We start from the raw sequence: 26,169 nt of genomic DNA, 5'->3' as shown, positions 1-26,169 counted from the left end.
TCCCCCGGGGCCTCGGGCGCCGAGGCCCCGGTCCGACGAGCCTTTCTCCGCCGGGCCCGCGGCACGCCGAACCCGTGGCCCACCGGTCCGCCCGGCCCACCGGTCCGCCGGGACTTCGGGGGGTTCGGGGCTTCGGGCGGGGACTCTCTCAGGCGCGGGCGAACCCGAGGAGGGCCACGTCGTCGCGCTTCTCCCCGCCCTCGACCAGGGTGAGCAGCGACTCCAGCATGGCGCCGAGATCGAGCCGCGAGGCCCTCGCCATCTCCTCGCTCAGCCTGTTCATGCCGTCCAGGATGTTCCGTGACCGGTTCTCCACGATGCCGTCGGTGTAGAGGAGCAGCCGGTCGCCGCGTTCCAGCCGGGTCGTGCCGGTCGGGAAGTCGGTGAAGGGCATGGCGCCGATCAGCGGGGAGAGGGCTCCGCCGAGGAAGTCCGCCCGCCCGTCCGCGGTGCAGACCAGGGCGGGCGGGTGGCCCGCGCTGGCGTACTCCACCCGCCCGTCGGTGAGGGAGAGGCGCACGCACAGGACGGTGGCGTGCATGCGGTCGTGCCGTCCGGCGGTCATCCGGTTGAGGCGGCCGAGGGTGCGTCCGGGGTCGGGGTCCTCCAGCGCGTACGCCCTGAGCGCGTTGCGCATCCGGCCCATCGAGGCGGCGGCCCGCAGGCCCTTGCCGACGATGTCGCCGATGACCAGCACCAGCTCGGTGTCGGAGATCCGGATGACGTCGTACCAGTCGCCGCCCACCCCGGCCTCGTCGCTGCCGGGCACGTAGCGGCCGACGATCGCGGTGCCGCCGATCTCGGGGACCTCCGGCAGCAGGGCCAGTTGCAGCGTGGTCGCGATCCGGTGCTCCTGCTCGAACCGCTCCAGGTTCCGCAGCCGGGCCGAGGTGAGCTGGGCGAGCCGCCGCAGCACGGTGTCGTCCGTCATCCGGCCGGGGTCACCGCCGGAGACCGCGATCCGTACCGTCCCGGTCCTCGTGTCACGGTCGTCGTGGCCGGTCGTGTCGTCGGTGAGCGCCACCTTCACCCCGGAGGTGCCGGCCAGTCGCTCGCCGTACGTCTCGGCGAGCGCCAGCACCTCCGCCGTGCTGGACGCCCCGTTGAGCGCGAGGGCCGCCTCGGTCAGCTCCCGTAGCTGGCGGTTGTGCCGGGACCGGACGGCCGACAGGCTCAGCACGCCCCGCACGCGGGTGAGCAGCTCGCGGGCGGAGAAGGGTTTCGCCAGGTACTCGTCGGCGCCCGCGATCAGCCCGCTCAGCGACGCCTCCTGCCCGGCCTTGGCCGACAGGAGCATGATCGGAACGCTCCGGGTGACCTCGTCGGCGCGGAGCCTGCGGACCAGGTCCAGGCCGTCCATACCGGGCATCATCACATCCGCGACGATCATGTCCGGCACCTCCTCCCGGGCGGCGCGCAGCGCGGCGGCCCCGTCGGCGACCGCCGTCACCGACCAGTACGGGCTGAGCAGCCGGACCAGGTAGTGGCGCAGGTCCTCGTTGTCGTCGGCGACCAGGATGCGCTCCGGCCCCCGCGGGCCCGCCGGCGTCGCGATCCCGTCCGCGGAGAGCCGCCCCGAGGACTCGCCGGGCAGCGGCAGCCAGTGCGACAGGTAGCCGGTCCCGGGCTCGTACGGCTGCGCCGCCTCGCCCACCTGCGAGGGGGGCAGGTGCGCGGAGCCGTACGGCAGCCTGATCGTGAACGTGGTCCCCTCGCCGACGACGCTGCTGGCCTCGATGCGCCCGCCGTGCTGGCCGACCAGCTCGTGGACGAGCGCCAGGCCGATGCCGGCCCCCTCGTGGCTGCGCGCGCGGGAACCGGGCACCCGGCGGAAGCGCTCGAACAGGTGCGGGATCTCCCCGCCGGGGATGCCGATGCCGGTGTCGGAGACCGTGACCACGGCGTGGTCGCCGCCGGAGCGGACGCCGACGGTGACGCCCCCGGAGAAGGTGTGCTTCACCGCGTTGGAGAGCAGGTTGAAGACGATCCGCTCCCACATCCGCCGGTCCAGGAAGACCGGCTCGGGCAGCGGCTCGGACTCGACGGTGAGGGTGAGCCCGACGCTCTCGGCCGCGGAGCGGAACACGCTCACCAGCTCGGTGGTCTGCGCCACCAGGTCGGCCGGACGGTGGTAGGCGCGGGTCCGGCCCGCGTCGAAGCTGGTCACGTCGAGCACGTCGTCCAGGAGCGTGAGCAGCCGCACCGCGTTGCGGCGGGCGGTCCGCAGCACCGCGCCCTGCTCCGGGCCGATGGAGGGATCCTCGAGCAGTTCCTCCAGCGGACCGAGGATCAACGTCAGCGGGGTACGGAGCTCGTGACTGACGTTGGCGAAGAACGCGGTCTTGTCGGCGTCGAGCCTGGCGAGCCTGCGCGCGTGCCCGCGCTCCCGCTCGTGCGCCTCCGCCGCCGACAGCGCGCGCGACACGCTCGTCGCGAGCATCCCGAAGAACTCGTCGTACGGCTGCAACCGGGGGTTCACCCCGCACACCAGCAGTCCCCGGATCCCGGCGCCGGAGGTGAGCGGCAGGGCGACGGCGGGTCCCCGCGCGCCGAACCGCTCGCCGGGCACGGCGGTGACGGCCCGCGCGAACCACGCCGGCTCCTCGCCCGCGCCGATCCGCTCCGGCGCCGCCCCGTCCGGCACGACGATGCGCAGCTCGGCGGCGCCCCCGTAGGCGTCCTCACCCGTCCCGTCCTCGCCGGATCCGTCCCCGCGGGATTCGTCCCCGCGGGATCCGTCCCCACCGGGACCGTTCCCGTCCGAGGACGTGTGCGGCGCGTCGCGGCCGGTGCCGCCGACAGGAGGGACCGACGCGCCGCCGCCCGGTTCGTCGTCCGCGTCCCCGGTGAGACCGTCCGCGTCCCCGGTGAGATCGTCCGCGTCCCCGGCGAGATAGGCGAGGGCGAACGGCACGTCGTCGCGCGCCTCGGCGAGGGCCGACAGCGCCGCCCGTGCCACCTCGTCCCGGGTGGCCCTGCCGTTGGCCGCCTCGCCCACCCGGCTCAGCGTGCGCATCCTGCGCTCGCCGAGCACCCGCCCGGTCGTCTCGCTGACCAGGCACATCACCCCGCCGACCGTCTGGTCCTCCAGCCGGATCGGGCCGTAGGAGACGTCGAAGTAGGTCTCCTCCAGGAAGCCGTGACGTTCCAGCAGGAACAGGTGGTCCTGGGCCCAGAAGGGCTCGCCGGTCTTCCGCACCTCGTCGAGCAGTGGCTTGAGGACGTCCCAGGTCTCGGACCAGTTCTCCACGGCGGGCCGGCCGAGCGCCGCCGGATGCTTCGCGCCGATGGTGGGGATGTACGGATCGTTGTAGAGCGCGACGTAGTCCGGCCCCCAGAAGATGACGATCTGGGCGCGGGAGGAGAGCGCGATGTCGACCGCGGACCTCAGCGCCGCGGGCCAGCTCTCCCGCGGGCCCAGCGGCGTGGCGGCCCAGTCGTGACCGTGAATCCGCCGGCCCATCTCCCCGCCGGGAAGGCTCACCTGCCGCATCTCACTCCCCACCCATCAGGTAATGTGACGATACCTGCTGGACCAACGGCTTTCGCGGTGAGGACATGGGCATTCGTCTGGAGCGAAGGACCGACCCCGACGGTTCACTGGTGATCATCCCGATCGGTGATCTCGACCGGGATTTCACCGAACCGCTGGCCGCGGCGGTGAACGCGGATCTGCGGAAGTCTCCGCCCCGGCTGGTCGTGGAGCTGACGCGGGTGCCGTTCTGTGACTCCTCGGGGATCGTCGCCCTTTTCGACGCGCACGACGACGCCTCGCGCCTGGGGGTCGAGTTCGTCCTCACCGGGGTGGGCGGGCATCTGCGGGAGCTCTTCCGGATCTCCGCGCTCGACCAGGTGATCCGGATCGTCGAGGAATCCCATGGATGACGGGAGGGGGAACGAGATCGCCGACGTGTCCTTCCCGATCGCCGGGGATCTGGGTTCCCTCAGGGCGAGGGCCCGCGCGTTCCTGACCCGGGCGCGCTTCGACGACGTCACCGAGAAGAACTTCATCCTCGCCCTGAGCGAGGCGGCCAACAACGTGCTCGACCACTCGGGAGTCACCGGCACTCTCACGATGCGCTACCTCGAGGGACGGGTCGTCGCGGAGATCCACGACGAGGCCGGCCTGCTGGTCGATCCCGAGGCGGGCACGAAGCAGCCGCCGGTGGGGTCACGCCGGGGCTACGGGCTCTGGCTGATGCGCCGGCTGTGCGACTCGGTGGAGATCCTGCACGGTCCCGAGGGGTCGACCGTACGGCTCACGATGCTGCTTCCCTGAGGGCCACGAGGTCGTCGCGGCACCGGTTCTCCGCCTTTTCCGGGTTCTCCGGGTTCTCTGGTTCCCCGCGGGCCGGGATCAGCGCGCGACCGGGACGTTTCCGCCGGACAGCACGCGCAGGGACTCCTCGACGGTGGAGTCGATGGGGAACGCGTCGCGCAGGCGGGTCAGTTCGAGCAGGCGGCCGAGGAAACCGTGCACGCCCGCCAGGCGCAGCCATCCCTTCCGCTCGTAGGCGCGTCGCAGGCTCGTCAGCAGCACCCAGATGCCCGTGGAGTCGCAGAACTCCAGATCCGTGGTGTCGATGATCAGGCAGACATGCCCCCGCCTCATGAACTCCGCGAGCCGCTCCTCCAGTCCCGGTGCCGAGGACTTGTCCAGATCTCCGGTCAGGGTCACCACGGAGAAGCGCGGATGTGTGTCCACGGTGACGGAAAGCCGAGTCATATCGCCCCGCTGTCTACGGCAGGTTGGGGACAGCGCCCGGTCGGGAGCCGTGCAAGGACGGATGCCATTGGCACCACCGTACGCCCGTGGCTCGTGACAGTTCAACGGCTGACGTCATACCACCGGTGACCGAACGTCCCGGGGACTCCACCGACGGTGCGCGCCGGCGCCTCCGCCGTTCCCGCTCCGGCCCCACCCCGCGCCCCGCCCCCGGCCCCGTCGGCGCGGACCGGTTGACCTGCCGGGAAGCCGCCGTTTGCCCGGCCCGGTCGCGGGCACGGCGTGGGGGCGGGGCCACCGATCCGGCGGGGACGGGGCCTCGCGGACCGGACGCGTCGAAAGGAGCGGTCATGTTTCGTGATCTCGTCAGGGGGGCCGCGAGCGGTCTTCTCGCCACCACGGCGATGAGCGCGGTGATGCTCGCCGGGGATCGCGCGGGCCTGATGCCCGACCAGCCGCCCAAGCGGATCGTCCGCGCCTTCATGCCCGGACACCGGCACCGGCCCAAGCAGGGGGAGAAGGCGCTGGGCACGCTCACCCACTTCGCGTTCGGGACCGCGTGCGGGGCCGCGTTCGGGGTGCTCTGCCGGAAACGCCGCGCCCCGGTGACGCTCGGGGTGGGGTACGGGCTGGCGATCTGGGCGGTCAGCTACCAGGGCTGGGTGCCGATGATGGGGATTCTGCCGCCGATCTCCGACGACCGGCCGGGACGCCCGGCGGTGATGGGCGCCGCCCACGTCGTGTACGGCGCGACGCTCGCCCTGGCCGTGAACGGCATCCGCCGCTCCGCCGGCCCTGCCGGACCGGGGAGCGGCGATCCGCGCGGGTGAGCGCGGGGTTCGCGGGGACCGCGGATCCGGCCGTCCCCGCGAACGAGGTCCCGTCCCAGGAGGTGCCTAGGAGGCGGAGACCGAGGCCGGAGCCGGCTGCTCGGCCGAGAGCGTCTGCCGCATCGGCTTGCCGACGGTGCGCGCCGTGGTCATGTCAGGCATCTCCGGTACGTCCACCGGGTTGATCCGGCCGCCGTGCTCGTCGTGGTGGTCGGCGTCGGCGTCGTCGAACCACACGCCGCCGTCCGCGAGATAGCGGAAGCGGATGGGCTGCCGGGCGGGAACGACCACGCTCACCTGGTAGGCGCCGTTCTCCTTGAGTTCCATGGGGTGGGCGTAAGGGTCCCAGTCGTTGAAGTCGCCGACCAGCGAGACCCCGCCATGGCCCGGGTTCTCCGTTATCGTGAAAGTCAGCTTGACCTGGCCGTTCTTGGTCGGCTTACCGCGCTTGATCACTGAAATCCTCCTGACATCACTGTCTCTGTACGTAATGCGCCGTGATCTCGATTGCGGAAAGCGTGAGGATCACGCCAACTACCGGATCGCGCCGACAGAGACGTGACGCGATCAGGAGGCCGACGCCCGGTCACGGCCGAGCCGTCGATCCATATGGTTCGTTACCGCCCATAGCGGCCGGACAACCCGGGCACGCCGATTTTTGAGCGCCCTCACGTCCGACCTTGACCGGGCCATGATGCTCGGCGGGCCCGCGGTCGTGGATCGGGGCCCGTACCCGTGGAGCCGACGGGGTCCCAGCGGTGGGGCGAGGCTCTCACGCGCGGGTGGGCCGGAGCCCGTCCCCGCGGATCCGTGACGGCCGCGCGTCGGTCAGGATGGTGGGGTGCAGCAGATACGGCCGATCTCCCCGTCGTCACTGATAGAGGAACTCGCCGACCGGGTGGCCGCCCAGCCGCGCGGGTCCCGGGTGCGCGTCGCGCTCGACGGGGCCCCGGCGGCGCGGCCCGGGGACCTCGCCGACGCGCTCACCGACCCGCTCAGGATTCGCGGCCGGGAGGTGCTCCGCGTCTCCACCGCCGACTTCCTGCGCCCGGCCTCGCTGCGTCTCGAGTACGGCCGCACCGACCCCGACTCCTTCTACACCGACTGGTTCGACTACGGAGGGCTGGTCCGCGAGGTCCTGGGTCCGCTGGAGCCCGACCGGCCGGGGAAGGTGCTGCCCACGCTCTGGGACAGCGTCACCGACCGCGCCACCCGCGCGCCCTACGTCACCGTGCCGAGAGGCGGGGTGCTGCTGCTGGACGGCCCTCTGCTGCTGGGCCGGGGGCTGCCGTTCGAACTGTCCGTGCACCTGCGGCTCTCACCGGCCGCTCTCACCCGCCGCACCCCCGAGGACCAGCGGTGGACGCTGCCCGCCTACGCCCGCTACGAGGAGGAGGTCGCACCGGCGGAGATCGCCGACGTGGTCGTCCGGGTCGACGATCCACGGCATCCCGCCCTGGTGACCCCTGCCTGACCCGCCGTCCGACGGCCTCGGTCACCACATCGGCCCGACCCGACGTCCGGCCGCCTCGGCCGCCTCGGCCTGGACCGCCGTCCGACGGCACGGAACGCGACGGCGGGGCGCGTCCTCCGACACGCCCCGCCGCCCGATCACCCGGTGGTACCGCTAGACACCTGCCCGCGAGGGCATCCTGCCCTCCGAGTAGGAACTGCGGAGCTGCTCCGGCTCGGAGGGGTGCGCCTCATCGCGGACCTCCTCCATGCGCAGCGCGACGCCCATCGCGAAGAAGGTGGGCGCCCACTCGCCGATGAAGATCCCCCATCGGTCCGCGCGGTCGATCCCCGCCTTCTCCGACGAATGCGACGTCGCCCAGACCGCGATCGACACGCCGATCGAGGCGATACCGGCGACGTACATCGCGCCGGACTTCACGCCCATCTTGTGAAGCATTTTGATCATTTTGTCCCCCCGATGATGGTTCGTTCTTATCGTTACCCCGAGAAATGAGGGATAACCGAATGTCACGAACCGCAGGTGAGCGCTTCACGGAGATGGGACGCCGCAGCCGGGCTCACTCCTCGTTGAGGCGTTTGAGCAGGTCCTCGCGCCTGGCGTCGAGTGAGGCGATGAGGTTCTCCTGTTCGTCCGCCTGATTGATCATCATCGATCGCTCGGTGGGGTCGGTGGGGCCGACGTCCCCGACCTGACGGCGCATCTCGGCGACCTCGGTACGCATTCTCTCCAGGTCCTCTTCGACCTGTCGCAGTTCTTCCTGAAGGCTCATCCGCTCCCCATACCCCTGCTTTCGGTCTCGACTCACGCCGCCGCCCCCGGTGATGTCCTCCCCGGAGGACAGCGCGGGGAGGGCGGGCCGGTCGTCCACGGAAGGGGGGCGGGAGCGCCGAACGGTCCCCGGGACTCACGTGAACCCGGAAGCGCGGAAGAGCCCCCGTGCTCATGGGGACACGGGGACACGGGGACACGGGGACACGGGGACACGGAACGGCCCTCGCGGTTTCATGGACCCGGGAGCGGCCCTCGCGGTCCACGGACCCGGGAACGGGAACGGACCCGGGAACGGGAACGGGAACGGCCCCCGTGGTCACATGGACCCGGGGGCCGTTCGCGCCGGGGGCGGGGCGTGGCCGGTCACCGTGCTTCCGGCCCGCCCGCGCTCCCGCCGTGCGGGGTGTTCCCGTGACGTCAGTCGTCGTCCTGGTCGTTCTGCTCGTTCAGGTCGTCGTCCTGGCCGCCGGCCTGCTCGGCCTGGTCCTCGGCCTGCTCGGCCTGGTCCTCGGCCTGGTCGGCCGCCCGCTCGGCCGCGGTGCTGGTCTCCTGGCCCTGCTCCAGGACGGCGCCGCTGGTGGCGTCGATCTCGAACTCGTGCTCGACGTCCCCCTGGAGAAGTTCGACCTCCCAGGTGGTCGGGGTCTCCCCGCCGTCGAACTCGGCCTTGACGAGCTTGGCGCCGGGCACCTTGTCCTGGGCGATCTTGACGGCGGCATCCCGCTTGATCTTGGCCTCGGCCTCGCCGGGCTGCGGGGTGGTGGGGGCGGTCTCGGCGCCGGGGGTCGTGTTCACCGGGGCGGGGGAGGTCGCCGTAACGCTCGGAGCCGGGGTGGGCGTCGCGGTTCCGGCGAAGGCCACCGCGCCGCCTCCGGCGACGACGGCGAGGAGTCCGGCGCTGGCAATGGTGATTTTCGTCGTGTTTCGCATGTCCACCACTGTGCCGGGACTCCCGTTAGCGTCACGCTGCGGCAACCCTAAAGGCAGGTTAAGGTCGTCCGCCGTCGTGACGCCCGGCCGTGCGGCCCGGTGCGCGCGGCCAGTTCGGGGCCGGTACGGACGTGAGGTGAACCCGGCGTGCCGGTTCTGCGTACCTGCCGGTGAAGGCGACCCTGGGATCGGCGGCGCGAGCCGGACCGGGGCGGCGGTCTCCGGCCCGTGCCGGGTGCGGACCGCCGGCGTGCCCTCACGCCGCCGACGACGCGGACCCGCGCGCTGGAAGGATTGGGATGGACGACGTCACGGCCTCCGCCGGCACTCCTCGGCTCCGAGGTGAGGTCTCGTGCCCGTCGTGGTGCGAGCGCGAGCACTCCACCACCTACATCACCCACGCGGCCGACATCGCGGAGGTGTACGACCCCGACGGATCGACGGTCGTGGTCACGCTCTCCCAGCACGTCCAGCCGGGGTACGTGGGGGAACGGGTCGTGCGGGTCTACACCTGCCGCGGAGAGGAGACCGACATCTCCGACCTGTCGGCGGAGTCGGCCGAGGCCGTCGGCAGGTCGATCACGGCCTTCTCTCCCGAGGGGCCCATGCGCGCCTACGGGCGGGCCCTTCAGCGGGCCGCCGCACACCTGCTGGTTCCCGGCCTGAAGGTGAGCGGGCAGGGCGAGGGGGCGGCGGCGAGGAGACGCGGGCGCGGCCGGGCCGAATCGCCCTCGCAGGAGAAGCTCTTCCGGATCGCGTTCCTGTCCGGCTACCTCAACGTGACGAGGGGCCCGGGACCGCCGAACGGGGGAATGGTCGAGCGCCGTCTCAGCCGGGTGCTCTCGCCGCGGGAGACGAGCGAGCTCTGCGACATCGTGCGCGGCATGCTCTCCCGGCGTACCGCCACGGGCCGGGGCACCCTCCTGGACGAGAGCGGCGGGACCGGCGGGGCCGACCGGCCGGGAGGGGCCGGGGACAACGGCGAGCACGGCGAGTGCGGGAGGGCCGGGGGGAGCGGAAGGGCCGGCGATGCCTGGGACGCGTACGGTCTCGCGTCGGGGCAGTAGCCCGCAGGACTTGCCAAATGCCGCTTCGCCGAAGGGGAATGTGCCCCAGAACGATAATTCGACGAGATCTGCGCCAGCCTTTGCAAGTCCAGAAGTACATTCGGGCATGTATAGCTGGGCATTTACTCTATTAGTATGGAAAGGTATGACATTGTAGAAAAGTGAAGCAGGGAGCCGAGATGGCCGGGCGTACCGCCGAGGACAGTGGCACGCGGAGCGGGTTTCTCACCGCCTCGGGCGGTGGTGGCCCCACCATCCTGCGCATTCTACTCGGCTCCCAGTTGCGCAGGCTGCGCGTCGCCAGGAACATCACCCGTGAGCAGGCCGGCTACGCCATCCGCGCCTCCCACGCCAAGATCAGCCGTCTGGAGCTCGGGCGGGTCGGCTTCAAGGAACGCGACGTCGCCGACCTGCTGACGATGTACGGGGTGACCGACCCCGAGGAGAGGAACCCGCTGCTCGCGCTGGCCCGCCAGGCCAACGCCCCCGGCTGGTGGCACAAGTACGGCGACCTGCTCCCGAACTGGTTCGAGGTCTACGTGGGCCTCGAAGAGGCCGCCTCGATCGTGCGCACGTACGAGGTGCAGTTCATCCCCGGCCTGCTGCAGAGCCCGGAGTACGCGCGGGCCGTCATCATGCTCGTGCACGGCAGCGCCTCGACGGAGGAGGTCGACCGTCGCGTCTCGCTCCGGCTGGCCCGCCAGAAGCGCCTGACCAGGCCGGGCGCGCCGACACTGTGGGCCGTGATGGACGAGGCCGTGCTGCGGCGGCCCATCGGAGGGATCGAGGTGCTGCGCGCGCAGATCGACCACCTGCTCAGGGTCGTCGAGCTGCCCAACGTCAAGCTGCAGATCATGCCGTTCGAGCACGGCGGCCACGCCGCGGCCGGCGGCCCCTTCTCCATCCTGCGCTTCCCCGAGCAGGACCTGCCGGACGTGGTCTACATGGAGCAGCTCACCAGCGCCCTCTACCTGGACAAGGTCGAGGAGACCGACCACTACATGCGGGTCATGGACCGCCTGTGCGTGCAGGCGTACTCCCTCTCCGACAGCAAGCGGTTCCTGCGCGAGCTCCGCGACGAGCTCGCGGAGTCCACGGAGCCCGCGGAGTCCGCGGAGCCCGCGGAGCCCGCGGGCTGACGCGCCCCGCGACCGTGCCGCCCCGCGACCGGCGGCCCGGTGAACCCTGGCGGGAGGGTGAACCCGGCGGGGCCGGTGAGCGTATCTGAAGGATGTTGACACATTCGTGCCGGACCGGTGTCGCCAGGAACATCCGCGTGGTCGCCACCGTGGTCCTCGCCCTCTCGTTCTCCCTCGCCTGCAGTGCGGGACAGCCCGCTCCCGCTCCCGTCGCGGCCGGCAACGCCGCCCCCGCGGGGCCGTCGCTCACCGTGGAGCAGCTCGCCGAGAAGGTGGGCTGCAAGCCCGAGATCCAGGTCGACGCGGTCGACATCCGGACGGGGGCCTGCAAGACCTCCGCGGGCAGGTTCTTCATCAGCACCTTCGTCACCCAGTCCGGTAAGGACCAGTGGATGGACCAGGCGCCGGAGTACAACCCGCATCTCGTCGGGGACCTGTGGACCGTGCTCGGCGCGCGGAAGGTCCTGGACGAGCTGCGGACGGAGCTCGGAGGCGACCTGCACCTGACCGACCACCGGGTGAGCTCGACCCCGACGCCACCCACGGGGTGAGCCGGTTCCAGGGGCCGTCCACCGGGTGACGGGCGGGAGACCGGTCCGCCCCCCCCGCCGGACCCGCTTCGCCCGGGTCGCTTCGCCCGGCACCCCTCCAGGGATCCCCCGACGGGACCCTCCGCCCTCCCGGGTTCTCGGGCGGGGCGGAATATCCCTTAATGAAATGGATACGGCATTGCCTGGTGATTCGGCGATCCGTAGCATCCGTCCCATGTCCATCACACGTGAGTTCGCCTATGCCACGCCCTCGCGTCCCTCCGACGCCGAGTGCGTGTGGTACCGCTCCAAGGGCGACCTCTACGACCTGATCCGCACGGGCAGCGACGGGGACTTCCGCTATCACGCCTTCCACGCCCGGGACGGCCGCTACCTGCAGGCCTTCGCCTCATGGGAGGACGGCCTGGAGTGGATCAGGGAGCGCGTCGAGGACGAGTGAGGGTGGGCGCCGGTCGTGCCGGGTGCCGGGCCGGTGGCGTGCGGAAGGGCGCCGGCCCGGACGGCCGCCGCACGGGGGAGGCGCGGAACGCCGATCCGGCATGACCGATTCGAGATACTCTGCCGGACGTGCGGCGACTGATCACTTCCCGAGGAGTACGGCTCACGTTCGCGGTCGGCGCGGCGGCGATGGTGATCGTCGTGATCGTCACGCGCCTCCGCCGGAGCCCGGCCCGCGCCGAGACGCCGCCCCCGCTTCCGGCTCGGGCCGGGAGCGACGCCGCCCCGCCCCGGCCCCCGGTCCCGATCCTCGGTTTTCCCACCGCCGGGGACCTCGGGCGCCACGGCGTCCGGCCCTCCCCCCTGCGCTCCGGTGCCGAGCGCTTCTTCGCCCGCCCGCCGCGAGAGCCGCTGGACGAGGCCACCCCGCGCCGTGTGCGCCGCTGGGGTGCCGCCGGGCTCGCGCTCCTCCTCCTGCTGGGCGGCGCGCAGGCCCTCGAGGTCACGGTCTTCTCCCAAGGGACGCCGATCGAGACGTCCCGCCGGCACGGGGACGGATCATGTCCCCAGGGCCTGCAGGATGAACCCTTCGTCGTCAACGGCTGTGTGTACGGCGAGTCGGAGTTCAACGCGTCGGTCGACTCCCTTCCGGCGCCGGATCCCGGGACGCCGGACGCGTCCCCGGAGACGCCCGAGCTGACCTGGCCGGATCCGCCCCGGCCGGACCCCCGGCCGCCCGTCGACGCGGACTGCCGGCCCGCCCCCGCCACCCCTCGCGTGCGGCCGATCCATCCGGGGGTGACGCGGGCGGTGAACCGGCAGTGGCGGCGGATCGAGACGTGGCTGAAGGCCAACGCCCCCGCCACCCACCGCACGCTCGGCAAGCCCGGGAGGGCCGGTACGATCGCGGTGGCGGAGGCGCAGACGGGTCTGCGGTTCCCCGACTCACTGCGGGCCTCGCTGCTGAGACACGACGGGTCCGTCTCCTCGCGGGACACCTGGGCGTTCGGCTTCCAGGGGGATGTGAACCTGAGCGTCCGGGAGATCCGGGACAGGTGGCGAACGCTGTGCCGGACCGACTCCCACGACGACATCGAGGCCGGCCGTCCCGATCCGCGGTCGGAGCGGTGGGACGGGCGGATGATCCCCATCGGCGCCAGTGGGTCGGGCGACCATCTCGTGATCGACTCGGTGAGGCGCGACCTGGGGCAGACCGACCACGAGGGGGGCATGGGCTTCACCGTCGGGGGCATGAGGATCCGCTCCTACCACGCCCTGCTGAAGGCCACCGCGGACGCCCTGGAGACCGGCGGTTCCATCGGCTACATGAGGCCCCGGGCGGTCGGCGGCGAGCTCGAGTGGGAGGTCGACGAGTCCGGCTCGTAGGCGTAGAGCCAGGCGGTGGACCTCTCGTGGAAGTGGCGGAAGAAGATCGGCATGATCAGGTCGTTGACGCGGCGGCCGATCGGTCCCGCCGTCTTGGCGTCGCGGTTGGCGCTCGCGGCCCCGGCCATCTTCCCCACGCGGGCGCGGCGGGCGCGGTCGTAGCCGGCCAGCGCGTCCGGGATGCCGGGAACGCCGGGCGCGACGGCGAGGTGGCGGGCGAGCACCACGGCGTCCTCGATCGCCATGGACGCGCCCTGGCCCGCGCCGACCGGGTGCGCCGCGTCCCCGAGGAGGACGACGCGCTCGTCGTGCCAGGTCGGCACCTCCGCCAGCGTGTGCATCGGGGTCGGGCGGTGCAGCCGGGTCGTGGCCCGCAGGAGCGTCGAGGGCACCTCCTCGAAGCGGTAGAGCTCTCCCAGGCGCCGGAGCCACCGGTCCTCGTCCACGTCGGAGAGGTCCGGCTCCTCGGGGTCGGCGACCTGGGCCGACCACCACACCGAGCCGTCGGGGGCCGGTAGGTAGACGAACGCCCCGTTGCGGGCGAAGACCATGTTGAACGTGCCCGCCTCCGTCGCGGGGCCGGGGGGGACGTTCCCGGCGATCCCCGAGACGCTGTAGAGCCCGGCGTAGGCGGGGGAGGGCGCTCCGGAGTCCAGCGCGGCGCGGGTCGCCGACCACAGGCCGTCGGCGCCCACGAGCAGGTCGGCGGTGTCCGTACGGCCGGTGCCGAACACGGCGCGCACCCCCTCCCCGGCGCGCGCGGCGTCGACGAGCCGCTCGCCGGTGACGACGGTCGCGCCCGCCCGCAGCGCGTGCTCGCGCAGCGTCGCGACGAGGTCGCCGCGCATCAGCGTGATCGACCGCATCCGGTCGCCGGACAGGCGGCCCCGGGGCACGTCGCCGAGGAGCCTGCCGGAGGCGGACCACAGGCGCTGCCGCGCGACGTCGAACCCGGCCCGCCGCACCGCCTCCAGGCAGCCCAGCGACTCCAGCGCGCGCAGGCCGTTGACCGCAAGGCTCACGAACGAGCCGACCTGCCCGCCGGGGTCGGCGTAGGCCTCGTACACGGTGACCTCGGCGCCGATCCGCCGGAGCGCGATGGCGCTCACGGTCCCGGCCACCCCGCCGCCCACCACGATGACGCGCATGAACCCTCCTCGGTGAATCAGCTTTCACCGAATCTATATTCGGCGAATTCGGGTTCAGTATGCTGGGCACCAAGTGGGACGTCAAGGAACGGGCGGCCCGCAGGCGAACAGGCGGACGAGGAGCGAACCGGTCGTGGTCACCCAGAAGGCGGGCGTACGGAAGATCAAGGCGGCCGAGACGGAGCAGGCGCTCAAACAGGCCGCCCGCCGCCTGTTCGCCGACAACGGCTACCTGAACACCAAGATCACCGACATCACCCGGGAGGCGGGACGCGCCACCGGCTCCTTCTACGACCACTTCTCCGGCAAGGAGGAACTGCTCCAGGCGCTGGTGCGGGACATGGACGACCAGGCCGACATCGAGATCGAGGCACGCGCCCACCCGCGCGAACACGACCTGACCGACCGCGACCAGCTCCGCGACCACCTCGGCGTCACCTGGACGGTGATGCGCGACCACCTGCCGGTCGTGCTCGCGCTCATGCAGTCGGCGATGGCCGAGGCGCCCGGCACCGGCCGCGCCTGGCGGAACCTGGTGACCGAGACCGGCGTCCTGCGCGACCACCTGGAGTACGCGCGGGAACAGGGCCGCGACCTGCCCGGCGACCCCGCGATCGTCGCCGCCGCCATGGGCGCGATGATCTCCATGTTCGGGTACGCGATGCTCACCGCCGGCGAGCACGGCCCGGGCCTCGCCGACGACGAGATCGTCGAGACCCTGACCTCCCTGCTGCTCCACGGCCTCGCCGGGCCCGCCGCCCCGCGGGAGCGGTAGGGGCGGGCCGCCCGAGAGTGACACGGGGTATTCGTGAAGAACCCTTTCACTGTCCGTGGTCATTGCGTAACGTTCTGCGTGTCGGCGCCCCCCGAGGGCCCCGGGGCGGCCGACTCGTCGATCCGCCGAGCGTGACCACCTCCCGCTCCGCCGCGTGTCCCGGTGCGTCGCCCCGGTCGTCCGCGAGCGGGCCGGGGCAGACCGGAAGGACAGCGCGTGCCCCCCTTCGAGCTCCCCGACTTCTACCTGCCGTACCCGGCCAGGCTCAACCCGCACGTGCAGACGGCGCGCGACCACACCCGCGCCTGGGCCCGCGACATGGGCATCCTCGACGACGACCTGGGGATCTGGGACGAGGCCAGGCTGGAGGCCATGGACTACGGCCTGCTCTGCGCCTACACCCATCCCGACGCCCCGTCCGCCGAGCTCGACCTCGTCACCGACTGGTACGTCTGGGTGTTCTTCTTCGACGACCACTTCCTGGAGACCTTCAAGCGCAGCGGTGACCTGGCCGGGGCCCGGGAGTACCTCGACCGGCTGGCCGCCTTCATGCCCGTGAACCCCACGGGCACGCCCGGTGAGCCGCGCAACCCCGTGGAGCGCGGCCTGGCCGACCTGTGGGCCCGCACCGTCCCGGCGAGGTCCGACGGCTGGCGCGCCCGGTTCGCCGAGAGCACGAGGAACCTGCTCGACGAGTCGCTGTGGGAGCTGGCCAACATCAACGAGGGCCGGGTCGCCAACCCGATCGAGTACGTCGAGATGCGGCGCAAGGTCGGCGGCGCGCCCTGGTCGGCCAATCTGGTCGAGCACGCCGCCGGCGCCGAGGTCCCGGACGCCGTCGCCGCGAGCCGGCCGATGCGCGTGCTGCGCGACACGTTCTCCGACGCGGTTCACCTGCGCAACGACCTCTTCTCCTACGAGCGGGAGGTCGGCGACGAGGGCGAGCTCAGCAACGGCGTGCTGGTCTTCGAGCGCTTCCTGGGCTACGACACCCAGAAGGCCGCCGACGCCGTCAACGACCTGATCACCTCCCGGCTGCACCAGTTCGAGAACACCGCGCTGACCGAGCTGCCCGTCCTGTTCGAGGAGCACGGCCTGGACCTGAGATCACGCCTGGACGTCCTGGCCTACGTCAAGGGGCTGCAGGACTGGCAGTCGGGCGGCCACGAGTGGCACCTGCGCTCCAGCCGCTACATGAACGGCGCCTCGCGGAACTCCCCGGTCGCCGCCCCGGCGCTGCTCGGCGGCCCGACCGGCCTGGGCGTGGCGGCGTCGCGCATCAGGCTGGCGCCGGGCGTCACCGGGCCGGGCGGGATCAGGAGTCACACGCACGTCCCGTTGCGGAAGGTCGGGCCGGTGCCGCTGCCGCAGATCTACATGCCGTACACCGCCCGGATGAACCCCCACATGGACCGCTCGCGCCGCAACGCCGTCGAGTGGGCCCGCGAGATGGGGATGTTCGAGCAGCTTCCCGGCTTTCCCGGGCTGGCCGTGTGGACCGAGCACAAGCTCGTCTCCTACGACTTCGCGATCTGCGCCGGGGCGATCGCCCCGGACGCGACCGGTCCCGAGCTGGACGTGTCGACGTTCTGGCTCACCTGGGGCACCTACGCCGACGACTACGTCCCGGTGGTCTTCGGCTCGCGCCGCGACCTGGCCGGGGCGAAGCTGTTCGACGCGCGGCTGGCGGCGTTCACGCCGCTCGACCTGTCCCCCGTCCCGCCGCCCGCCAACCCGGTCGAGCGCGGCCTGGCCGACCTGTGGGCCCGCACCGCCGCCCCCATGTCGCGGGACGCGCGCGTCACGTTCCGCCGGGCCGTGCGGGACATGACGGAGAGCTGGCTGTGGGAGCTGGCCAACCAGGCCCAGAACCGGGTCCCCGACCCGGTCGACTACATCGAGATGCGCCGCAGGACGTTCGGCTCCGACCTCACGATGAGCCTGTCGCGGCTGGCGCACGGCCGGGCGGTGCCGCCCGAGATCTACCGCACCCGGACGATGCGCGCCCTGGACGACTCGGCCGCCGACTACGCCTGCCTGGTCAACGACCTGTGCTCCTACCGCAAGGAGATCGAGTTCGAGGGCGAGCTGCACAACTGCGTGCTGGTCGTGCAGGACTTCCTCGGCTGCGACCAGTGGCGGGCCGTCCACATCGTCAACGACCTCATGACCTCCCGGATGCGGCAGTTCGAGCACATCGTGGCGACCGAGCTGCCGGTCCTGTACGACGAGCACGACCTCGACGCCGACGCCCGCGCGACGCTCGACGGTTACGTGCGGGAGTTGCAGGACTGGATGGCCGGCGTTCTGCTCTGGCACATGCGGACCCGCCGCTACGACGACTCCGAGCTGCACCACCCGCCCGCGCGGGTCAGGCCGGTCACCGGCCCCACCGGCCTGGGCACCGAGCTCGCCCGCCCGGGATCACGGTCCCGCGCCGGGGCGGTGCCGGTCCGGCTCCCCTGACGCCGGACGGGTTCGGGCCCCCGGCGGGACACGGCGGCGGCGCGGCGGCGGCGCGGCGGGACACGACGGCGGCGCGGCGGGCTCACCGGCAGGATGAGCCCGCCCGGCGCGAGCCCGTCCGGCGTCCGGCCCCCGGTCGCCGCGACCAGGAACGATGCGACGTTCGCCCGCGCGCGAGCGGCATCGTGCGAGGGCCCTTGCGAACGACCCCCGCGAACGAGGGGGAGAGGGGTGCGACAGCGCCCGGAGTGGCCCGCGGGGGAATGAAACGTACACGGGAGCCGGCTCCGCGTGGCACGTCCCGGCGGGGCGGGCGACGAGGTGGGCGGCCCTCGCGGAGTTCGGTCGGTCTGCCGGGGACGCGCGCATCCTTGACGGTAGTGATGTTCACGTTAACAATTGCCCGGAGCCGTTGACATAACCGTTACCTCGGCCACCGCCGCGACGTTCTGTTAACGCTAACACCGGCCGGGAGACCTCGGACGAGCCACCGCTCACCCCTCCCGTGCCGCTGACGGATCAACGGAGTCCTGCCCCTCTCTCCCTCCCCCAGGAGCACCTCTCATGTCCCGAAGAAAAGGAATCATCGGCGCGATCTGCGCCCTTCTCCTCGGTCTCGGCTGCCTGGTCGCGATCACGACGCCCGCCCAGGCGGTGGGTGAGACCACCTTCCGCAACCCGCTGCTGCCCAACGGCGCCGACCCGTGGCTGCAGTACCACGACGGCAACTACTACCTGGCGACCACCACGTGGAACTCCCAGCTCGTGATGCGCAAGTCACCGACCCTGGCCGGGCTGCGCACCGCCACCCCGCAGTACGTCTGGTCGGAGACCGCCGCCGACAGCTGCTGCAACTTCTGGGCCTTCGAGTTCCACCGGCTCAACGGCCCCAGCGGCACCCGCTGGTACATGATGTACACCTCCGGCGTGAGCGCCAACCTCGACCGCCAGCACCTCACGGTGCTGGAGAGCGCCGGTGACGACCCGATGGGCCCGTACACCCTCAAGGGCTCGCCGATGCCGTCCACCTGGAACATCGACGGCTCCTACCTCCAGCTCAACGGTCAGCTCTACCTGCTGTGGTCGGAGTGGCAGGGGGCCGACCAGAGCCTGTGGATCGCCCGGATGACCAACCCCTGGACGATCACCGGCTCCAGGGTCCTCATCTCCAGGCCCACCCACTCCTGGGAGACCGTGGGCGGACGCGTCAACGAGGCCCCGGAGGTGCTGCAGCGCAACGGGAAGACCTTCATCGTGTACTCGGCCAGCTCCTGCAACACGCCGGACTACAAGCTCGGCATGCTCACGCTGACCGGCAGCGACCCCCTCAGCGCCTCCTCCTGGACCAAGGCCCCCAACCCGGTCTTCCAGCGCGGCAACGGCGTTTACGGCCCCGCCCACCACGGCTTCTTCACCTCCCCGGACGGCACCGAGAACTGGATCGTCTACCACGGCAACGCCTCCACCGGCGAGGGCTGCGGCAACACCCGGTCCACCCGGGCGCAGAAGTTCACCTGGAACTCCGACGGCACCCCGAACTTCGGCGCGCCCGTCTCCACGAGCACCGACGTGCCGGTGCCCTCCGGCGAGCTCGGCCCGATCACCACGGCGGTGGAGGGGGCCGCGTACACGCTCGTCAACCGCAACAGCGGCCTGTGCCTGGCCACCACCGGCGGATCGGCCGCCGACGGCGCCAACGTCGCCCAGCACTCCTGCTCCGGTACGGCCGCCCAGTGGGTGGTGGACTCCACCGCCGACGGCTACCACCGCCTGGTCAACAAGCAGACCAACAAGGTCCTCGACCTGGCCGACTGCGGCACCGCCGACGGCGCCGACGTCCGGCAGTGGGCCTGGCTGGACAACACCTGCCAGCAGTGGCAGCCGATCACCACCTCCGACGGCTGGCTGCGGCTGCAGAGCCGCAGCAGCGGCAAGGTGCTCGACGCGACCGACTGCGGCACCGCCGACGGCACCGACGTCCGGCAGCGGACCTGGTCGAACACCACCTGCCAGCAGTGGCGGCTGCAGCCGGTCGGGAACGTCGCGATCATCAGCCTGCAGAGCGGCAAGGTGCTCGACGTCGCCGACTGCTCGACCGGCGACGGCGCGAACGTCCGCCAGTGGCCCTGGCTCAACACCGACTGCCAGAAGTGGACCTTCAGCCACACCGACAACGGCCACTACCGGATCCGTCCCGCCCACAGCACCGGGAGCTGCCTGATCGTGAACGCCGCCTCCACCGCCGACGGCGCCGACGTCGTGCAGGGGGCCTGCTCCGGCAACAACTCCCAGTGGCGGCTGGAGGTGCTCGCCGACGGGTCGGTCCGGTTCACGGCCCGGCACAGCGGCAAGGCCCTCGACCTCGCCTCCTGCGGGCTGGCGGCCGGTGCCGAGATCGCGCAGTGGGCCTGGCTGGACAACATCTGCCAGCGGTTCGCCATCAGGGCCACCTGAGCGGCCGGCCTCCGGGCGCCCGGTCCCCGCGGGCCGGGCGCCCCGCCCGTCGGCTCTCCTGCCCTGGGAGTCGTTCCTCCGGAAGCCGTCCCCGGCCGGGGGCCGTCGTCAGCGCGTCCGGCGTGACCGGAGGTCGTACCGGCGCCGTCTGAGCCGCGGCGCCGGTCGCTCCGTCCCCCGCCCCGCTCCCGTCCCCGCCGCTGTCTCCGTCTCCGATCGCGGCTGGAAGGCCGGTGCGGGCCCCGCCACCGGCTCCGGGTCCGTCCCGGAGGCGGGCTCCGGGGCCGGCCCGGGTTGCGTCCCGGAGCCCGATCCCGCCTCCGCCTCCGCCCCCGGCCCCGTTTCCGGCCCCGTTCCGGTTCCTGGGGCCGGTTCCCGGTCACCCGTACGCGCCGGGTCCTGCTCGGCCCCCTGTTCCGCCGCGCCCGGCTCGGCGACCTCGGGGATCACCGGGGCGGTGACGACCTCCGTGCGGGGCTCGTGGACCGGCTGTCCGGTGGACAGGTCGACGGCCCTGCCGTGGTGGCTGGTCGCGGCGTGCGAGGCGGCGAACAGGATGAGCACGTTGACCAGCTTCAGGAACAGCAGCATGCCCACCGCGCCCGCGACGACCTGGTACGCCGGGTTCGCCGAGCTCGCGTTGAAGTAGGCCTGCCCGAGGTTCTTGATCAGTTCCAGCCCGATCGTGATGATCAGGGCCGGGCCGATGACCCGGCGCGGTGAGAGGCGCAGCCGGGGGGTGAGCGTCAGCAGCGCCGTCGACAGCAGCAGGTTCACGCCGATGCCGAGCGTGAAGGCCACCGCCTGGAGCGTCCAGCGTGCCGGAGTCGCCTCGGTGCCGACCGTCGCCCCGATCAACCAGGTCAGCGCGGTCTGGGCGCCGAAGGAGAGGGTCAGCGAGAGCGACAGCAGCAACCCGAGCATGACCATCACGACCAGGTCGATCAGCCAGCGCAGGAAGAAGTTGCCCGGGTACTGCACCAGCCCCCAGACCGCCCGGATCGAGGAGCGCATGGAGTCGATCCAGAACAGACCGGTCAGCGGCAGGCCGAAGAAGGCGATCAACCCGGCCGTGTCCCGCGCGTCGCGCAGCGCCTGCACGTCCAGACGCGGCAGCGTCTCGCTCAGGTAGTTCTCCACCTGGGAGATCACGGCCGGCGTGTCCATCACATGACCGATGATCACGAAGCCCAGCAGGGCCAGCGCGAAGGTGGCGTAGAACGCGTGATAGGTCATGCCCGCGGACAGGCGGCCCGCGTCGGTGCGGTCGTAGTGGATCCCGGCACGGACGAGATGGTCGAGCCAGTCGTACCGGTGCCGCAGGTCGTTCCAACCCCTGGTGAACCGGTCGGTCCACCGGCTTGCCCTCGCGGTGGCCGTCATGAGGCCAGACCCTACCCACAGGAACGCGTTTCACCGCCGCTGACCACCGCGAAGGCGGCCTTACGGTCCCCGCGGGACGGGGTCAGGTGGCCTGCGGGGGCTCGTAGGGCATGGCGAACATCTCACAGAGATCGCGCAGGCACTCCTCGAAGACCGGTTCGAAATCGCTGTAGGCGAAGGCGAGCTGGTTCATGACCTCCATGCACAGCAGGCCGTACAGCTTCGTCCAGGCGGAGAGGAAGACGTACAGCGCCGCGGGTGGCAACGGTTCGCCGATCCTGGCCGCGTACTCGTCGAGCTGGTCGCGGAGCGAGGGGGCCAGGTCCTCGAAGCGCGGGACCGGGAACCCCTCGGCCTCCCACATCTTCACGATCTCTTCCAGGAAGATCCTCTCGAACTCGTTCCCGGCCTTGTAGCGGGAGGAGTCGAAGTCGGAGTCCTTGGGGGAGGGGGCCGGGCTGGCGAACATCCAGCCGAACTCGGCGCGATGGGCGATCGCCCAGCCGCGCAGGGTGCGGCACATGGCGAGCAGCCGCCGGTTGGAGGGCGCCTGGATCCAGGTGTCGCGCGCCTCCTCGATGGCGCAGGCGAGCTCGACGTAGAAACCTGTGGTCACGGCCGCGACCAGCTCGTCGTAGCTGGAGTAGTAGCGATACAGCGCGGGACCGCTCAGGCCCATCTCGCGGGCGACAGCGTTGATCGTCACGGCCGAGGTCCCCCGTGTGACCAGCAGGTGCCGTGCGACCGAATGTATCTCCTGCAGGGTGGCCTGCCGTAGTTTCTCCCTGCGGCTCGTGGCGCTCCGTGTCGTCATCGCCTCCTCCTCACCCGGATCTCGCTGTCATCATAGATGACAGAACTGTTACTAGCAATAACAAAGTTATTGGTAGTAACGTATACACATCACCCGCATGGCCGGATGCTCCGCTGGGCCTTCGGTCGTACCGGTTCCGCGATGGGTGCCGAGTGCACGCCGAATCACGCCAAGGAGTGTCGAGTGAACGTTGACCGAGCGGTTCCCGGGCGCCGCCCGTCCCGCAATCCGCTGGAGCGCGTCTTCGCCAAGCACATCGCCAAGGGGACGGTGACGCGGACGAGCCTGGTCACCCCCACGATGAAGAGCATCCGCATCCACTGCCCGGAGCTGAACGAGCGTCCCCACGAGCCGGGACAGCACGTCAGGGTCGAGATCAACGACCCGCTCTCCCTGTACGGGATCCTCCGCCCGATCGAGACGCTCCGGACCTACACGATCTGGGAGCACTCGCCCGCATCGGAGGAGTTCGAGCTCCGCGCCCACCTCTACGAGGGTGACGGCATCGGCCTGAAATGGGCGCGCGACGTGAAGGCCGGCGACCCGGTGAAGTTCTGGGGGCCGATGGGGGACTTCACGACGCAGCCCGCGCCCTACCACCTGTTCGTCGGTGAGGAGACCGCGACGGTGGCGTTCGGCCCGATGATCCGTGCCCTCGGGCCGGACGCGCAGGTGTTCGCGGTGCTGGAGAGCGAGACCGAGGAGGACGAGGTCCCGTTGCCCGGCGAGCCCAACGCGTCGCACCGCATTCACCGCGTCCACCGCAACGGCGCCTCGGCCGTGTCCTCCGAGAGGATGCTGGCCGGGATGGCGAAGCTGGAACTCCCCGGCAACGCCGGGACGGCGTACGTCGCCGGGGAGGCCCGGACGTGCAGACTCGTCCGTGACCACCTGGTCCGCGAGCACAACTGGCCCCGTCAGTCGATCAAGATCAAGCCGTTCTGGACGCCGGACAAGCGCGGCCTGCACCACTGAGCCGCCGCGAGGGACCACTCCGCGGCCCGTCTCCTCACGTCATCCCGGCGGATGATGATCCTTCTCGGTCCACCCGCCGCGTCATCTCCGGTTCGTCCCCGAGGACGAAGGACGGGCCGGATGTCACAGGCAGGCTCGAGGGAGCACGTCGGACCACCTGTGAGGAGACGACCGATGACGGCTTCCACGCGAGCCACCACGACCCGCCGTACGGGACGGGCGATCGCCGGGCTGGGGATCGCCGCGGCCCTGGTGGCGCAGGGCGCCACCCCGGCGGCGGCCGGCCCCGCGCCGTACGGGACGGGGCCGGCCACGCCGGGATCGTCCCCGCCGCGACCATTCGCGCCCGCCCTCGCCGGCACGCCGCGAACGTCCGGCACGTCCGGCGCGCCCAGTGCGTCCGCCTCGCCCGGCGCGTCCGCGAAGGGCCTCACGCTGTCGCTGCCGGCGCCCACCGGCCGGCACCCGATCGGCACGGTCTCGCTGCACCTGGTGGACCGGTCGCGCCCGGACTCCCTGGTGCCGTCCCAGCCCTACCGCGAGCTCATGGTGAGCCTCTGGTATCCCGCCCGCCGGTCGGGGAAGCACCCCCTGGCGCCGCAGATGCCGCCGCTGGCCGCGGCCGACTTCGACCGGGACACGGCCGCCGACCTTGGCATCAAGCCCGGCGAGGTGAACTGGGCGGCGACCAGGACGCACGCCCGCGCCGGCGCCCCGGTGGACCGGAGGGCCGGCGGCCTGCCGGTCGTGCTGTTCTCGCCGGGGTACGAGGCCCCGCGCACGCTCAGCACCGTCCTGGTCGAGGAACTGGCCTCCCGTGGCTACCTCGTCGTCACGGTCGACCACACCCACCAGCTCGACCAGGTGGAGTTCCCCGGCGGCCGGGTCGAGAGGTCCAGGCTCCCGCCGGTGCGGACCGAGCAGGAGCAGGCCGGGCTCTTCGGCGTGCTGATGCCGACCCGGGTGGCGGACATGCGCTTCGTCCTGGACCGGCTCGCCCGCCTGGACCGCGGGCAGAACCCCGACGCGGCGCGCGTGAGGCTGCCGGCCGGGCTGCGCGGCGCCCCGGACCTGTCCCGCGTCGGCGTCTTCGGCCACTCCATGGGCGGGGCCACGGCCGCCCGGCTCGTCCACGAGGACCGGCGCGTCGACGCGGGAGCCAACCTCGACGGCGTCCTGCTGGGCCCGGTCGCCGGGAGCGGGGTGAGCAAGCCGTTCCTGCAGGTGGCGGGGGAGACCACCACCCGGCGGACCGAGCCCACCTGGAAGTCCTTCTGGGAGCGTTCCACCGGCTGGAAGCGCGAGATCCGGTTCGCCGGGGCGCGGCACTTCTCGTTCTTCGACCTCCAGGCGATGTTCCCGCAGCTCGCCGGGAAGCTGAAGGACGTGCCCGTCGCCGAGACCATCGGGACGATCGACCCGGCGCGCTCGGTCGCGGCCCAGCGCGCCCACCTCACCGCCTTCTTCGACCTGCACCTCCGGGGACGGCAGACCCGCCTCTTCGACGGCCCGTCGAGGACCTACCCCGAGGTGAGGCCGATCCCGTAGTCCGGTGCCGGCCCCGCCGGGTGCAACCTGGGGTGTACCGGGATCTCCGCCCTGAGAGGGAACCCGACAAAACGGATGATACATATCGTTGGGTTCGTGCTCAGCAGACCGCGCGCCCGGGTGGCGCTCCCCGGTCCCATCAGGGACGTCCTCGTCATCGCGCCGACGACGCTGCTCTGCCTGATCCAGGTGATCCAGCAGGACGGGCAGGGGGTGCGCACGGGCGGCCTGTGGGGCGGTCTGGTGCTGGTCGCCGCCCTGATGGCCCCGCTGCCGTGGCGGCGGCGGTACCCGCTCACGGTCTTCGCGCTCACGGCGTCGGTGAGCTTCGTCCAGTGGGCGGCGGGCCTCGACATGATCGCCGCGAACATCGCGGTGCTGGTCGCCATGTACGGTGTGGCCTCCCGCCGCCGGCTGCGCTGGGCGATCGCCGCCGGGGCGGTCGCCGAGTTCGGCATCCTGCTGGTGGTGCTCCGGCCGGACGGCGCGGTGCCGGTCCTGATCAGGGAGTACGCCGCGTTCTCCGTGTTCGTCGTCGCGATCTGGATCGCCGGGATCGGTGCCAACACCCGTCGCAGGTACGTGGAGAGCCTGGTGGAACGGGCGGAGCAGGCCGAGCGGGAGCGCGACCAGCAGGCCATCATCACGGCCGCGGCCGAGCGGGTGCGCATCGCCCGCGAGCTCCACGACGTGGTCGCGCACGACATGAGCGTGATCGTCATCCACGCGGACGGCGCCGGATACGCCCTCGACAGCGATCCCGAACTGGCCCGCGAGGCGCTGCGGACCATCTCGGCGACGGGCCGCCGGGGGCTCGCCGAGATGCGCCGCCTGGTGGGCGTGCTGCGCGACGACACGGGCACCGCGGAACCGCACGCCCCCCAGCCGGGCCTGGCGCGGCTGGACGAGCTCGTCGAGCGGTCCCGGACCTCCGGCCTGCCGACCGGGCTCGCCGTGCGCGGGACTCCCCGGGAGCTGCCCGAGGGGGAACAGCTGGTGATCTACCGGATCGTCCAGGAGGCGCTGACGAACAGCCTCAAGCACGGGGGGCCGGGCACGCGGGCCACCGTCGAGGTCGCGTTCGGCCGGGAAGAGGTGGAGCTGGAGATCGCCGACGACGGCCGGGGGGCGGCCGTGCCCGGGATCGCGGGTGGTCACGGCCTGGTCGGCATGCGCGAGAGGGCGGCGGTGTACGGCGGAACGGTCAGCGCGGCCCCCCGGCCCGGCGGCGGCTTCCGGGTGCTCGCCCGCATCCCCGTGCGCCGGGACGAGCCGGAGCCCACGCGATGAG

At 72.0% G+C, this 26,169-nt stretch carries 24 protein-coding genes; 15 read left to right on the top strand and 9 right to left on the bottom strand.

Going from position 1 to position 26,169, the window contains the following annotated elements; translation table 11 throughout:
• Positions 1 to 148: 148 nt before the first annotated feature.
• The gene (locus tag AB0G16_RS02270; protein WP_362797456.1) at positions 149 to 3,493 is read right to left on the bottom strand and encodes a SpoIIE family protein phosphatase; all 3,345 of its coding nucleotides are present in this window, start codon (positions 3,491 to 3,493) and stop codon (positions 149 to 151) included.
• Between the two features lie 65 nt (positions 3,494 to 3,558).
• Between AB0G16_RS02270 and AB0G16_RS02265 the strand changes: the two genes are divergently transcribed.
• Together AB0G16_RS02265 and AB0G16_RS02260 are read left to right on the top strand one after the other, a co-directional pair.
• Positions 3,559 to 3,885: an STAS domain-containing protein gene (locus AB0G16_RS02265; protein ID WP_362797454.1), complete on the top strand. Its 327-nt coding sequence runs from the start codon at positions 3,559 to 3,561 to the stop codon at positions 3,883 to 3,885.
• Positions 3,878 to 4,279, top strand: a complete 402-nt coding sequence (locus AB0G16_RS02260) for an ATP-binding protein (RefSeq protein ID WP_362797453.1) — start codon at positions 3,878 to 3,880, stop codon at positions 4,277 to 4,279. Before AB0G16_RS02265 ends, AB0G16_RS02260 begins: the two co-directional genes overlap by 8 nt.
• Positions 4,280 to 4,357: 78 nt before the next feature.
• Here the strand turns inward: AB0G16_RS02260 and AB0G16_RS02255 are convergent, their stop codons facing one another.
• Positions 4,358 to 4,705, bottom strand: coding sequence for an STAS domain-containing protein (locus tag AB0G16_RS02255; protein ID WP_362797451.1), 348 nt, complete (start codon positions 4,703 to 4,705; stop codon positions 4,358 to 4,360).
• Between the two features lie 371 nt (positions 4,706 to 5,076).
• Between AB0G16_RS02255 and AB0G16_RS02250 the strand changes: the two genes are divergently transcribed.
• Positions 5,077 to 5,556 carry a DUF6789 family protein gene (locus AB0G16_RS02250; protein ID WP_362797449.1) on the top strand — a complete coding sequence of 160 codons (480 nt, stop codon included), beginning with the start codon at positions 5,077 to 5,079 and terminating at the stop codon, positions 5,554 to 5,556.
• A gap of 66 nt (positions 5,557 to 5,622) precedes the next feature.
• Here AB0G16_RS02250 and AB0G16_RS02245 read toward each other — a convergent pair whose 3' ends face one another.
• Positions 5,623 to 6,012: an isoamylase early set domain-containing protein gene (locus AB0G16_RS02245; RefSeq protein WP_362797447.1), complete on the bottom strand. Its 390-nt coding sequence runs from the start codon at positions 6,010 to 6,012 to the stop codon at positions 5,623 to 5,625.
• Positions 6,013 to 6,397: 385 nt separating this feature from the next.
• On the opposite strand from AB0G16_RS02245, the gene AB0G16_RS02240 reads away from it, so the two are divergent.
• Positions 6,398 to 7,030, top strand: coding sequence for a uridine kinase (locus tag AB0G16_RS02240; RefSeq protein WP_362797445.1), 633 nt, complete (start codon positions 6,398 to 6,400; stop codon positions 7,028 to 7,030).
• A gap of 153 nt (positions 7,031 to 7,183) precedes the next feature.
• Here AB0G16_RS02240 and AB0G16_RS02235 read toward each other — a convergent pair whose 3' ends face one another.
• From AB0G16_RS02235 to AB0G16_RS02225, 3 genes are all read right to left on the bottom strand, one after another.
• Positions 7,184 to 7,468, bottom strand: coding sequence for a hypothetical protein (locus AB0G16_RS02235; RefSeq protein WP_362797444.1), 285 nt, complete (start codon positions 7,466 to 7,468; stop codon positions 7,184 to 7,186).
• Between the two features lie 121 nt (positions 7,469 to 7,589).
• Positions 7,590 to 7,802: a hypothetical protein gene (locus AB0G16_RS02230; RefSeq protein WP_362797442.1), complete on the bottom strand. Its 213-nt coding sequence runs from the start codon at positions 7,800 to 7,802 to the stop codon at positions 7,590 to 7,592.
• A 419-nt stretch (positions 7,803 to 8,221) separates the two neighbouring features.
• Positions 8,222 to 8,734: a PepSY domain-containing protein gene (locus AB0G16_RS02225; RefSeq protein WP_362797440.1), complete on the bottom strand. Its 513-nt coding sequence runs from the start codon at positions 8,732 to 8,734 to the stop codon at positions 8,222 to 8,224.
• Between the two features lie 299 nt (positions 8,735 to 9,033).
• Between AB0G16_RS02225 and AB0G16_RS02220 the strand changes: the two genes are divergently transcribed.
• The 5 genes from AB0G16_RS02220 to AB0G16_RS02200 all read left to right on the top strand — a co-directional run bounded on the left by AB0G16_RS02220 (position 9,034) and on the right by AB0G16_RS02200 (position 13,315).
• Positions 9,034 to 9,801 (top strand): hypothetical protein, encoded by a 768-nt coding sequence (locus AB0G16_RS02220; RefSeq protein WP_362797438.1) that lies wholly within the window; start codon positions 9,034 to 9,036, stop codon positions 9,799 to 9,801.
• 161 nt (positions 9,802 to 9,962) lie between these two features.
• Positions 9,963 to 10,940 carry a helix-turn-helix transcriptional regulator gene (locus AB0G16_RS02215; RefSeq protein ID WP_362797436.1) on the top strand — a complete coding sequence of 326 codons (978 nt, stop codon included), beginning with the start codon at positions 9,963 to 9,965 and terminating at the stop codon, positions 10,938 to 10,940.
• A 92-nt stretch (positions 10,941 to 11,032) separates the two neighbouring features.
• On the top strand, positions 11,033 to 11,491 hold the full coding sequence (locus tag AB0G16_RS02210) for a hypothetical protein (RefSeq protein WP_362797434.1): 459 nt from the start codon (positions 11,033 to 11,035) through the stop codon (positions 11,489 to 11,491).
• A gap of 214 nt (positions 11,492 to 11,705) precedes the next feature.
• Complete coding sequence (locus AB0G16_RS02205) at positions 11,706 to 11,930, top strand: hypothetical protein (RefSeq protein ID WP_362797432.1); 225 nt, start codon at positions 11,706 to 11,708, stop codon at positions 11,928 to 11,930.
• A gap of 128 nt (positions 11,931 to 12,058) precedes the next feature.
• Complete coding sequence (locus AB0G16_RS02200) at positions 12,059 to 13,315, top strand: SMI1/KNR4 family protein (protein ID WP_362797430.1); 1,257 nt, start codon at positions 12,059 to 12,061, stop codon at positions 13,313 to 13,315.
• Here AB0G16_RS02200 and AB0G16_RS02195 read toward each other — a convergent pair.
• The gene (locus tag AB0G16_RS02195) at positions 13,252 to 14,463 is read right to left on the bottom strand and encodes an NAD(P)/FAD-dependent oxidoreductase (protein WP_362797427.1); all 1,212 of its coding nucleotides are present in this window, start codon (positions 14,461 to 14,463) and stop codon (positions 13,252 to 13,254) included. The two genes, AB0G16_RS02200 and AB0G16_RS02195, sit on opposite strands and share 64 nt — an antisense overlap.
• A gap of 133 nt (positions 14,464 to 14,596) precedes the next feature.
• On the opposite strand from AB0G16_RS02195, the gene AB0G16_RS02190 reads away from it, so the two are divergent.
• The 3 genes from AB0G16_RS02190 to AB0G16_RS02180 all read left to right on the top strand — a co-directional run bounded on the left by AB0G16_RS02190 (position 14,597) and on the right by AB0G16_RS02180 (position 20,158).
• The gene (locus AB0G16_RS02190; RefSeq protein WP_362797425.1) at positions 14,597 to 15,238 is read left to right on the top strand and encodes a TetR/AcrR family transcriptional regulator; all 642 of its coding nucleotides are present in this window, start codon (positions 14,597 to 14,599) and stop codon (positions 15,236 to 15,238) included.
• Between the two features lie 216 nt (positions 15,239 to 15,454).
• Positions 15,455 to 17,704: a family 2 encapsulin nanocompartment cargo protein terpene cyclase gene (locus AB0G16_RS02185; RefSeq protein ID WP_362797423.1), complete on the top strand. Its 2,250-nt coding sequence runs from the start codon at positions 15,455 to 15,457 to the stop codon at positions 17,702 to 17,704.
• A 564-nt stretch (positions 17,705 to 18,268) separates the two neighbouring features.
• On the top strand, positions 18,269 to 20,158 hold the full coding sequence (locus AB0G16_RS02180; protein WP_362797421.1) for an RICIN domain-containing protein: 1,890 nt from the start codon (positions 18,269 to 18,271) through the stop codon (positions 20,156 to 20,158).
• Between the two features lie 108 nt (positions 20,159 to 20,266).
• Here AB0G16_RS02180 and AB0G16_RS02175 read toward each other — a convergent pair whose 3' ends face one another.
• The gene (locus AB0G16_RS02175; RefSeq protein ID WP_362797419.1) at positions 20,267 to 21,541 is read right to left on the bottom strand and encodes a YhjD/YihY/BrkB family envelope integrity protein; all 1,275 of its coding nucleotides are present in this window, start codon (positions 21,539 to 21,541) and stop codon (positions 20,267 to 20,269) included.
• A gap of 82 nt (positions 21,542 to 21,623) precedes the next feature.
• Positions 21,624 to 22,355, bottom strand: coding sequence for a TetR/AcrR family transcriptional regulator (locus tag AB0G16_RS02170; protein WP_362797417.1), 732 nt, complete (start codon positions 22,353 to 22,355; stop codon positions 21,624 to 21,626).
• 183 nt (positions 22,356 to 22,538) lie between these two features.
• Between AB0G16_RS02170 and AB0G16_RS02165 the strand changes: the two genes are divergently transcribed.
• The 3 genes from AB0G16_RS02165 (at position 22,539) to AB0G16_RS02155 (ending at position 26,168) form a co-directional block, all read left to right on the top strand.
• Complete coding sequence (locus AB0G16_RS02165) at positions 22,539 to 23,330, top strand: siderophore-interacting protein (protein ID WP_362797415.1); 792 nt, start codon at positions 22,539 to 22,541, stop codon at positions 23,328 to 23,330.
• Positions 23,331 to 23,504: 174 nt separating this feature from the next.
• On the top strand, positions 23,505 to 24,878 hold the full coding sequence (locus AB0G16_RS02160; RefSeq protein ID WP_362797413.1) for a lipase: 1,374 nt from the start codon (positions 23,505 to 23,507) through the stop codon (positions 24,876 to 24,878).
• Positions 24,879 to 24,974: 96 nt separating this feature from the next.
• Entirely contained in the window at positions 24,975 to 26,168 is a 1,194-nt protein-coding gene (locus AB0G16_RS02155; RefSeq protein ID WP_362797411.1) for a sensor histidine kinase, read from the top strand.
• Position 26,169: the final 1 nt, after the last annotated feature.

This window comes from Streptosporangium sp. NPDC023615 (genome assembly GCF_040640155.1).
Taxonomy (GTDB): domain Bacteria; phylum Actinomycetota; class Actinomycetes; order Streptosporangiales; family Streptosporangiaceae; genus Streptosporangium.
Note: the sequence above shows the minus strand (reverse complement) of the source record. Positions and strands in the feature narration are given on the sequence as shown.

Bases quoted from the DNA above. Each gene is read 5' to 3' on its own strand.
- AB0G16_RS02205 (WP_362797432.1), top strand. From the start codon at position 11,706: ATGTCCATCACACGTGAGTTCGCCTATGCCACGCCCTCGCGTCCCTCC.
- AB0G16_RS02220 (WP_362797438.1), top strand. From the start codon at position 9,034: ATGGACGACGTCACGGCCTCCGCCGGCACTCCTCGGCTCCGAGGTGAG.
- AB0G16_RS02210 (WP_362797434.1), top strand. From the start codon at position 11,033: ATGTTGACACATTCGTGCCGGACCGGTGTCGCCAGGAACATCCGCGTG.
- AB0G16_RS02180 (WP_362797421.1), top strand. From the start codon at position 18,269: ATGTCCCGAAGAAAAGGAATCATCGGCGCGATCTGCGCCCTTCTCCTC.
- AB0G16_RS02265 (WP_362797454.1), top strand. From the start codon at position 3,559: ATGGGCATTCGTCTGGAGCGAAGGACCGACCCCGACGGTTCACTGGTG.
- AB0G16_RS02160 (WP_362797413.1), top strand. From the start codon at position 23,505: ATGACGGCTTCCACGCGAGCCACCACGACCCGCCGTACGGGACGGGCG.
- AB0G16_RS02225 (WP_362797440.1), bottom strand. From the start codon at position 8,734: ATGCGAAACACGACGAAAATCACCATTGCCAGCGCCGGACTCCTCGCC.
- AB0G16_RS02270 (WP_362797456.1), bottom strand. From the start codon at position 3,493: ATGCGGCAGGTGAGCCTTCCCGGCGGGGAGATGGGCCGGCGGATTCAC.
- AB0G16_RS02250 (WP_362797449.1), top strand. From the start codon at position 5,077: ATGTTTCGTGATCTCGTCAGGGGGGCCGCGAGCGGTCTTCTCGCCACC.
- AB0G16_RS02195 (WP_362797427.1), bottom strand. From the start codon at position 14,463: ATGCGCGTCATCGTGGTGGGCGGCGGGGTGGCCGGGACCGTGAGCGCC.
- AB0G16_RS02235 (WP_362797444.1), bottom strand. From the start codon at position 7,468: ATGCTTCACAAGATGGGCGTGAAGTCCGGCGCGATGTACGTCGCCGGT.
- AB0G16_RS02230 (WP_362797442.1), bottom strand. From the start codon at position 7,802: ATGAGCCTTCAGGAAGAACTGCGACAGGTCGAAGAGGACCTGGAGAGA.
- AB0G16_RS02170 (WP_362797417.1), bottom strand. From the start codon at position 22,355: ATGACGACACGGAGCGCCACGAGCCGCAGGGAGAAACTACGGCAGGCC.
- AB0G16_RS02260 (WP_362797453.1), top strand. From the start codon at position 3,878: ATGGATGACGGGAGGGGGAACGAGATCGCCGACGTGTCCTTCCCGATC.
- AB0G16_RS02175 (WP_362797419.1), bottom strand. From the start codon at position 21,541: ATGACGGCCACCGCGAGGGCAAGCCGGTGGACCGACCGGTTCACCAGG.